General features: G+C 40.7%; 5 protein-coding genes. 3 read left to right on the top strand and 2 right to left on the bottom strand.

Translation table 11 applies throughout. The annotated features are described in order from the left end of the window. Positions 1-10 precede the first annotated feature (10 nt). Both PY364_RS13335 and PY364_RS13340 read left to right on the top strand, forming a co-directional pair. Positions 11-3,058: a hypothetical protein gene (locus tag PY364_RS13335; protein WP_275523174.1), complete on the top strand. Its 3,048-nt coding sequence runs from the start codon at positions 11-13 to the stop codon at positions 3,056-3,058. 27 nt (positions 3,059-3,085) lie between these two features. Next, positions 3,086-5,905, top strand: a complete 2,820-nt coding sequence (locus tag PY364_RS13340) for an NACHT domain-containing protein (protein ID WP_275523176.1) — start codon at positions 3,086-3,088, stop codon at positions 5,903-5,905. A 34-nt stretch (positions 5,906-5,939) separates the two neighbouring features. Here the strand turns inward: PY364_RS13340 and PY364_RS13345 are convergent, their stop codons facing one another. Both PY364_RS13345 and PY364_RS13350 read right to left on the bottom strand, forming a co-directional pair. Next, a complete protein-coding gene (locus tag PY364_RS13345; RefSeq protein WP_275523177.1) occupies positions 5,940-7,520 on the bottom strand; it encodes a hypothetical protein in 1,581 nt (526 codons plus the stop codon). 14 nt (positions 7,521-7,534) lie between these two features. Further along, positions 7,535-8,011 (bottom strand): hypothetical protein, encoded by a 477-nt coding sequence (locus PY364_RS13350; protein WP_275523179.1) that lies wholly within the window; start codon positions 8,009-8,011, stop codon positions 7,535-7,537. A 53-nt stretch (positions 8,012-8,064) separates the two neighbouring features. On the opposite strand from PY364_RS13350, the gene PY364_RS13355 reads away from it, so the two are divergent. Beyond that, the gene (locus PY364_RS13355; protein ID WP_275523181.1) at positions 8,065-8,661 is read left to right on the top strand and encodes a caspase family protein; all 597 of its coding nucleotides are present in this window, start codon (positions 8,065-8,067) and stop codon (positions 8,659-8,661) included. Positions 8,662-8,742: the final 81 nt, after the last annotated feature.

Consider the following 8,742-nt stretch of genomic DNA (forward strand, 5'->3'; position numbering starts at 1 on the left):
AAACTAGCAAATGGTAGCATTAGAAGGTAGATTAACTGCTTGTATCGTCTGTACAGATGGCGATGGTGTCAGACAGGAAGCATGGGTAAATGTTCTCTTAGAGAGTAATTATTTTGATCCTATTTATGTTGTTTATTCAGACGGCGGTTTAAGGCAATACACACTTGCCGATCGAACAGGGGAGGAAGGAACATTAGACACTTTAACAAAAGTAACAGTTGCCTTTGTCCATTCTAGCGACGCTGATTTAGCATTTGAGTTAAAAATTAATGAAATAGCTGATAAAATATTTCAATTTAATAGCCCTGGTAACTCCCCTTGTGACGGCTTAGGTTTGCTAATTCTGCGAAAAACAAAATCCCAATTTAAAATTAACGTTAGTGAAATTGAAGCCGCCATACCTTACATAAAAGGTCAAACAAATGAGTACCCTTCTTTGTGCCGTAGAAGTGAGAATATTTGTGAGTGGCATTCTCTCATTGATGAAGCCGAAGTGACAAGTAAAAAAGAACGCCAGGACGATCTTAAGCACCTCCACCTGTTAGTAAAAAATCAGCCACCTTCCCAAAAAAGTGATTGTGCAGACGCTTACAAGCAAGTTTATCACTTTTTAGGCTCTCCCAAGCCAATCCTCTATATTTTGGATGATTACAACAATTATATAGAATGCACAGAGAGTGTGTATCACCCCAAACAAATCTGCAAACACATTGCTAACTATTACCATGAAACTCAACAAAAAGAGCCAGTTAAAAAATTTGAAAAAATTCTAAAGGGATTTTGTTTGATCTTAAACAACTTATCTTTAGCTTTTACTATCAAAGCTCCTCCACTTAAATTTGACAAGTCAGAACCCAGTTATGAATTAATCTGCCAAACAATTCCGTTGAAAGAGATCGCGCAAGATGCTTCCCAAATTGCTGCTTTTATTATAGACTTAGAATGGTTGCCAACTTTCGATAAACAACCAGCAAACTCAAGTAACCGAGACGGGCGCGAACAATGGAAAAAAATGGGGAGTATGGCAATTGATATTCTCTCCGAACACTATCCAGAAATACCCTCTTTTATTTTCACAGGCTTAAAGCCAAGTCAAGAAATTCAAGAGGCATTAATACATGGAGCTTATTGGGGTTTTCATAAAGAAGAATCTCACCATTACTTACCGAAAGATTCCAACAGCGATCCTAAAGATATTTCCGAAAAACTCAACTGCATTACCCTCGAACAACACCTCACCAAAGCCGCCGATCGCTGCTATGGTTCCTATCAAGAAGTACCCTTTCCCAAACAGCTTAACACTGATGCCAGTCCCCGCATCTGGCAGCAATTAACTAAAAGGCTCAATATTAAGCAGTCCCTAAATGAGTGCGATCGCGGCCAAGCTTTGAAAAGACTTATCGCCGGACTTTTACCCACTGCGGAACAAGTCGAACCCCTCAAAATTCTCTCAGGTGGAAAATCTCAAGCACAAGCAACTTTTTTAGTTAGTCCCATTTGCCAAAACGATCAACTCGCAACCCGCTTTATTAAAATAGGCCCTTGGTTAATTATCCAGAAAGAGTATTTATCCTATCAAAAAGTGATTCAACCGAGGCTGAATAGTTATACAGCAAGTCTGATTCATAAGCCAATTTTAACAAAAGTTGATCAGGAACAATTGCCTTGGGGTGCGTTGATGTATTCCCTAGCAGGGTTTCCTGAAGGCTATCAAAATCTCCACTCTCTCAATGAACTGTTTGAACAGCAGATGAAAACCCAAAAAGGGGGAGATTTTCTAATGGAATGCGTACAGAATACGTTAGAAAAGGTACTATTTCCTCTCTATCAGTCGGGAATTTCTAAACCGACAAAAAAACAACCTATTTGGTGTTGGTTAGGTGATGTATTGCCGTCTTTTTATACTGGCAAATTGATTCCTCTAACCGCAATAGAATCTCTGGATTTTCTGGATCAAGATACAGCTAGTAACGATGTGTTTGTCATCCCATCTCCAACCGTGGAGAAAACCAGTGAAGCCGACTGGCAAAAGGTATTTGCCAAGCTGAATGAACTCAACGAATTAATTGTTAAGAATCCCGCTCAGAAAGTTTTGCTATCTGGCTGGAAGTTATTCTATATTGATGTGAAAGAAACAGCGGAAGAGGCGAACATCGTTTTAGTTCACCCCCTTCTGGGAATGAGAGTTTATTTAACAGGCGATCGCACTGATATTTGCTTGCGGTTTGGTGCAACTTGGATTCGTCCGGGAATGTTAGTTAATGTATTAGTTTGCTTGGATAGTAAAGCACAAAAACAGCAAAATGTCAATAATAATCTTTCGGCGTTTCATTGGTCAAAGTCGGAAGAGAATAAGCCGAAATTAGATAAAGTTGAGTTGATTTTAGAGAAATTTCGGGAAGTCAATAACTTAGATAAAAAATGGCTTCGTTCACCTCTTGAAGTTTTTGGCAATCTTTTCTATCAGGATGACAAATATATTACCATTACAGGTCACGCAGCGCCGATTCACGGCGACTTAAATTTAAACAATATCCTTTATCCAGCCAGCGAAACCTGCGGCTGGTTGATAGATTTTGAGCGAGTTAAGGAACAAGGATTAATTGCTTTCGATTTAGCGAAACTGGAGGGAGAAATTTGGATTAATCACCTTTTGCCGTATCTTCAGGAATTGGCGGCTATATCGCCACAAGATATCGTCTCAAGCTGCTTTCAATTGCTTTATTTTTCTTTGCAAGCACTAGATTTTTCGGGAGATGAAGGGGCATTTTTTAAGACTAAGATCGGAAGTACAGAGTCCTTTTCATTAATGTCTGAGACTCTGTTAATTCCTGTAGCCAATGCTTTTCGAGTTATCAAGGCGATTCGGATATTTGGGATGTCAAAGTGCAAGTTGACGATGGAGGAGTTTAGATGGGGTTTAGCTGGTTATTTTTTTAATGCTGCTAGGCTACATTTTCCACCAAGTCGGGAAAAATCTGATAATTATTCTGCGACTTTTGCATTTTTAGCTTCGGCATGGCATTTAAGTGCAGTTTTGCCTTATAATCAAGATTAAATATTACTGGCTTTTAAGCAAGTAGCAATGACGAGGAAAGCCTTAGTAGTCGGAATTAAGCCTTATCCCAATTTCAGAGGAAAAAAGCAACGGCAGGATTTAGCAAATGCCCCTCTGGATGCGGAGGCTATTGCTCAAATTCTGAGAGATTATGGGCGGTTTGAGGTGAAGGTACTGCCAGAAACCTGTGCTGAGGGAGCCTATCAGGTTGATGAAAAGGGACTGGTTAAGGCAGAAATGCTGCAAGATGCCATCTATGAACTGTTTGTAGAACCCGCAGATGGTAAGCTTCCTCAGACGGCATTGCTGTTTTTCGCCGGACATGGTTTAGCAATTGATGAATATGGCGAAACTGTTGGTTATTTAGCAACAAGTGAAACAAATATTGAACAAAAAAAATGGGGAGTGAGGTTAGACTGGTTAGCGAAACAATTGGGTAAAAGTAAGGTTTCAGAGCAGATTGTTTGGTTAGATTGTTGTCATAGTGGAAGGTTAACTCAAGAGATTTTTGAGCAGGCAAAACCAGCTAATCAAAATGATGTAAAACGATTTATTATTGCTGCTTGTCGGGACTCGGAAACAGCCTACGGTGTAGATGGTCATGGGGTGCTGACACACCTTTTACAAAAAGCACTCGATCCTGAACAATATTCAGTTGGTTCTGATATTAATAGTTCGGAAATTCAGGCAGCGGTAGAGCGAGAATTTAATGCTCATCCTAAGTTTAAAACTTATCCGCAGCGACCGATTTTTTTCTCGTTTGGCAGACCGATTCACTTTTGGGGTGGTAGAGGGATAAAATCAGTTGTGGGTCTAAATCCTGTTAGTGAAAAATTTGAGATTAATATTGATACTTTAGTGCAGCAAGTACGCCAAAGTCTTCACGATAAAATCCAAAATTTGTACGGTACGATGCAATTATTGGATGTTGCCCATCCTGTTGAAATTGGCCGCCTTTATGTGGATGTCAACGTCCTTGATGAACCCACCAGCTACAAGCGATTAGAGATTAATGACTTACTGGAAGGACGGGACTATCGGCAAGATTTTGATCGTTTTGGGTTATCAAAAGTACAGCAGCGAGTACCAGGACTTCAGGCAGTTATCGACCATCCGAAATTGATGGTTTTGGGCAAACCAGGCGCGGGGAAAACTACCTTTTTGCAGCACGTTGTAATTGAGTGTAATAATGGCAATTTATTGCCTGATAAGGTTCCCATTTTAATCAAGCTGAGAGATTTTGTTAGCAAAGCCAAAAAGACAGAAAATTTTAGTTTAGAGAATTACGTCGCCTCCGATTTGCGGGGGTGCGGTCAATCGGAAGTGACAGCATTACTCGAAGCGGGTAAAGTCTTGCTGTTGCTGGATGGACTGGATGAGGTTTCGGGAGTCGATAGCGATGTGGTAGTGGATGAAATTAGAGAATTTATCGAAACCTATTACCAAAATTATGTAATTTTAAGCTGTCGCATTCAAGCGCAAAAGTACAGATTTGAACGCTTCGCCTATGTGGAAGTAGCGGATTTTAACTCCGATCAAATAGCAACTTTTGCTCGGAAATATTTTGTTGCTACTGCGGGAAAGCAGGGAGAAGCGAAAGCACAGCAATTTTTAGCAAAGCTGAATTTACAAGAGAATCAACAAATCCGCGAGTTGGCGGGTACTCCTATTTTGCTAAGTTTAACCTGTAAGGTTTTTGGCGATACGGGCAAGTTCTATTCTAAACGTCACGAATTATATAAAGAAGGGTTGGAACTTCTCTTGTCTAAGTGGGATGACTCGCGGGGAATTAAGCGAGATAATGTTTATCGAGATTTATCTGTAAAGCGGAAACAAGAACTTTTGAGTTATATTGCTGCTAAGAAGTTTGAGCAGAGTCAATATGTGTTGTTTACACAAGATGAAATTCAGGGATACATTGCTGAGTATTTAGAAATTTCTTTAGAGGAAAGTCAAGTTGTACTGGAGGCGATAGCCTCACAGCATGGCTTATTGGTAGAGCGATCGCAGCGTATTTACTCTTTCTCTCATTTGACGTTTCAGGAGTATTTTACTGCCAAATATTTTGTTGATAAATTTGCTTGGCAAAGCTTGCTCCTTCACCTTACAGCCCCAACCTATTCAGAAGTTTTTAAACTAACCATTTCTATGCTAAATAATGCTGATATTCTGCTGTTATTAATGCTTGAAAAAATCCATGCACTTGTGGCTTCTGACATAAATATACAACACTTTCTTATTTGGGCGAATCAGAAATCTCTTTCTGTGAAAGTTGCTTATAAATTAGCCGCAATCCGCGCTCTTTACCTTGGTACTGAGCAGACTCTCGCTCTCGATATCCAACGTATGCTTTCCCTCAACCTTGGTCTTGACCTTGATCTTAACCTTGACCTCAGACATGAACTTGAGCTTGATCTTACTCTTATTCTCGCTTCAAATACTCTTCGTTCTCGCGAACGCTACCTCGCTCTTGATCAGGCTCACAACTACAGCCACGATATTAAACTTAAGCAATTACTGGGGAAATTAAAGAAGGGACTTCCTGATAGACAAAACCTAAAAAAATATAAAACATGGTGGCAAACAAACGGTCAGACGTGGATCAACACTTTAAAAAGTGTGATGAAAGAACGTCGTAATATAGGTCACGATTGGCAGTTCAACAATGATCAGCTAAAAATGCTCAGGCAATATTATGATTCTAATAAATTGTTAGTAGATTGCCTGAATAGTGGCTGTAGAGTAAGTGATGAAGTAAGAGAGGAAATTGAAGATACATTATTATTACCCATCGCAGAAATTGAACGGCGAAAACGGGAAAGACAAAAAGGGGATAATCCCGAATAGCAACCGATCGCTACTTACCTTTTAGCACTAAGCGTCAATCACGCGATCGCAACCAATGGAGGAAATAAGCAAATCCCGAAGCCAGAATACCCACACCTACACACGCCATGAAGAAAAAAGACCAAGTTAAGCCCGGATCGTACTTCAACGGCGATGCTTCGTTTGTCCCCCCAGAAGTTGGTGTAGTAATTTGTTGAATTAGAGGTGCGACAGCAGTCGCAGTTAAAGAAGCGGTTGCGGCCCCAACACCTAAAACTTCAACAAAAGTTTGAAAGCGGCGATCGCGCTTCGCTTGGTCAATTTCAATCGCGCCACGAATGCTATTAATTAAGCTTTCTAATAACCTCAATCCTGGATTAAGACTTGTATAATCTTTCTCAACTTGAAGCATATACTTTTGCTCAACCATCAAGCTAAATTTCTCTAAAAACTTTAAATTACTCGGTCGCTGCGATTCCGCAATTGGCAATAAAGAATGCAGCAAATCATTTTCCGATAAATTTTGATTAGCAGGCACAATCAGAGATCGAATCAACTCTGGCATCATCAGAGAAATAGCTTGTCCCTGAGTTTTTTCCTCCATCCTGATTAAACGTTTTTGATAATTAGAAAGATTAGTTTCTATTGTCCGAAGCTGAGTTTCAATTTGATTCAGGAGAACCGTATAATGAGCAAGAGTATGTTGTGCCTTATCTAAAGTTTTGCGGAGTCGCTTCAGGTCAAAATTTTGGTAACTATTGCTTTCTAGTTCCCCAACACAATCTGAAACTGTGCTAAAATCATCTTTAATATTCTGCTTTAAATCTCGGCTTTGATTGTAAGCCCAAATAATTTTACTACGGTAGTTCAAAAGGCGTATCCAGTCAAAATTAAATCGAGAAGCTACCCTAGCACTCGATTCATCAGGGTAAAGCGCAATGATGACATGAGATTTTCCCTGTAAACCCGCCGTAGGAGTTGTCTGAAAAGCATCATAACCCCACAATTCAAAAAGCGTTCCTCCTAATAACTTTCCTTGCCCCTGATAGTCTTGCTTCCAATTGCCACTTGAGTTAAAATATTTATAACAATCCCTGGCCATCGCTTCAGGATTGCTAAAAGCACTATTGATCTGACCTGAAATTAACCAGGTTTCCCCCAAAGTTGCCCTTTCTCCTTTTCTTCTCCGGTCAATTTCAGCTTTTAAATAGGCAAAACAGCTAGGCGAATATGCTTTACCTTTGCTCTTAGCATTATCTCCTGTCGCTTCCACTGAACAGTCAAGCTGTAAACCGTAAGTATCGCCCATTCTGACTGGATAGTAGCGCCCCTTTAACGAATACTCTCCTTGCTGTTTTTCAAACCAAATTTTCTTATTTTTGATATCCAAATTTTTATTGTCTTGGATGCTTTTAAGTAATTCAGCATATTCTACTTCTATCGGGGGATCGTACTGAGCGATCGCCTCCAGTAAATCGTCAGACTCTAACCCATCAGAATTTATAAATTTTTCGGAGAAAGGTAACTTTTTCCGAAAATTTGCTCGGTTTTGATTAATTTGTGCTTCCGTCTCACCCAAACCATCTCGCAAGTCATAGAGAAATAAATCTAGTGTTGGATAAATTAGTTGGTTCATGGATTAAGTTGCTATCACTCCGCAGGCGGTAAAAAAGTTTTGATAATTCGTTCCAACCAATTCAATTCTCTAGCCGCCACTACGGGATTTGACCCTTTCAAAACCTTCTGTGCTACTTTTTGAGAAGTATTAAGAATTTCTAGGCTTTCAAACTCCGGTTCCCCTTCATCATAGCCTCGCCTTTCGATGCTATTATCAATGGGATTTACCTGGGCAAGTTCCCTCCCAGTGGGGAGCAATTGCCGCTCTTGATTACCATCTAAAGTATTGAGATGAGTTAAGATATCTTGAAAGTTCTCATTGAGGGAAGGATTATCGGAAATAATCGCGATTAAGCCCTCTCGAATGAACTCCCAATCATCCGGGTCAAGCTCAAGTTGTTCGCCCACCTCGTATAATTTAGCTCGTTCAGTCTCGGTCAGAGGTGTCTTTAAAGTTTTTAGGGCCAGCAACAGAGCCAGCAGGGTATTGTCAGAGGAGGATGTAGCCATTAGCAATTAGGGCAAACTCTCAATTAAAATTAATCATAGTCGATGTGGCGCACATGAAACGGCAAGCTTTAGTTATTGGGATTAACCGCTATCCCTTGCTCAAGGACAAACCAACCGATACAGGGAAACACCTCCATGCACCTTATCACGATGCGATCGCGATCGGCAAAATGCTCAATCGCCCCCAAGAAAACCCTGATTTCTCTTGGTGCGTGGAAAACCTGCTTTCTAACGATGGGGAAACCGGGAATGTTGTAAGCGCCAACGAACTCCGGGATGCCATCCGTAACCTATTTTTACCTAATACCCAAACGCCGCCAGAAGTCGTGCTGCTATTTTTTGCGGGACACGGACTGCGGGATAATAACGGGAAAGTTTACCTCGCCCACAGTAACGTCAAACCCAGAACCGGTGAGTGGGGTTTTCCCCTCGATGAATTGCGCCAATTGATGCTTGAAAGTACGATTCCCCGGCAGATTGTTTTGCTGGATTGCTGTCATAGTGGTGATTTGCTGAATTTTACCTCAGAGGATATCGAACAGTGGCAACTGGGAGGAAATCGCCTAATTATTGCAGCCGGTCGGGACGATCGCGAGGCCAGAGGAGGGAGCATCCCGATTTTGCAAAAAGACTGGCAGCAGATACAATAAAGAGACTACCGAAGGTAAAAAAATGAGCATAACTCCCGAAGAACAATTGCGCCTATCAGCTTGTATTCAGGAGATTTCGCA

The organism is Kamptonema sp. UHCC 0994, assembly GCF_029167235.1.
GTDB lineage: Bacteria > Cyanobacteriota > Cyanobacteriia > Cyanobacteriales > Microcoleaceae > Kamptonema.

Coding starts and splice junctions, on each gene's coding strand:
- PY364_RS13335 (WP_275523174.1), top strand. CDS start 11: ATGGTAGCATTAGAAGGTAGATTAACTGCTTGTATCGTCTGTACAGAT.
- PY364_RS13355 (WP_275523181.1), top strand. CDS start 8,065: ATGAAACGGCAAGCTTTAGTTATTGGGATTAACCGCTATCCCTTGCTC.
- PY364_RS13350 (WP_275523179.1), bottom strand. CDS start 8,011: ATGGCTACATCCTCCTCTGACAATACCCTGCTGGCTCTGTTGCTGGCC.
- PY364_RS13340 (WP_275523176.1), top strand. CDS start 3,086: ATGACGAGGAAAGCCTTAGTAGTCGGAATTAAGCCTTATCCCAATTTC.
- PY364_RS13345 (WP_275523177.1), bottom strand. CDS start 7,520: ATGAACCAACTAATTTATCCAACACTAGATTTATTTCTCTATGACTTG.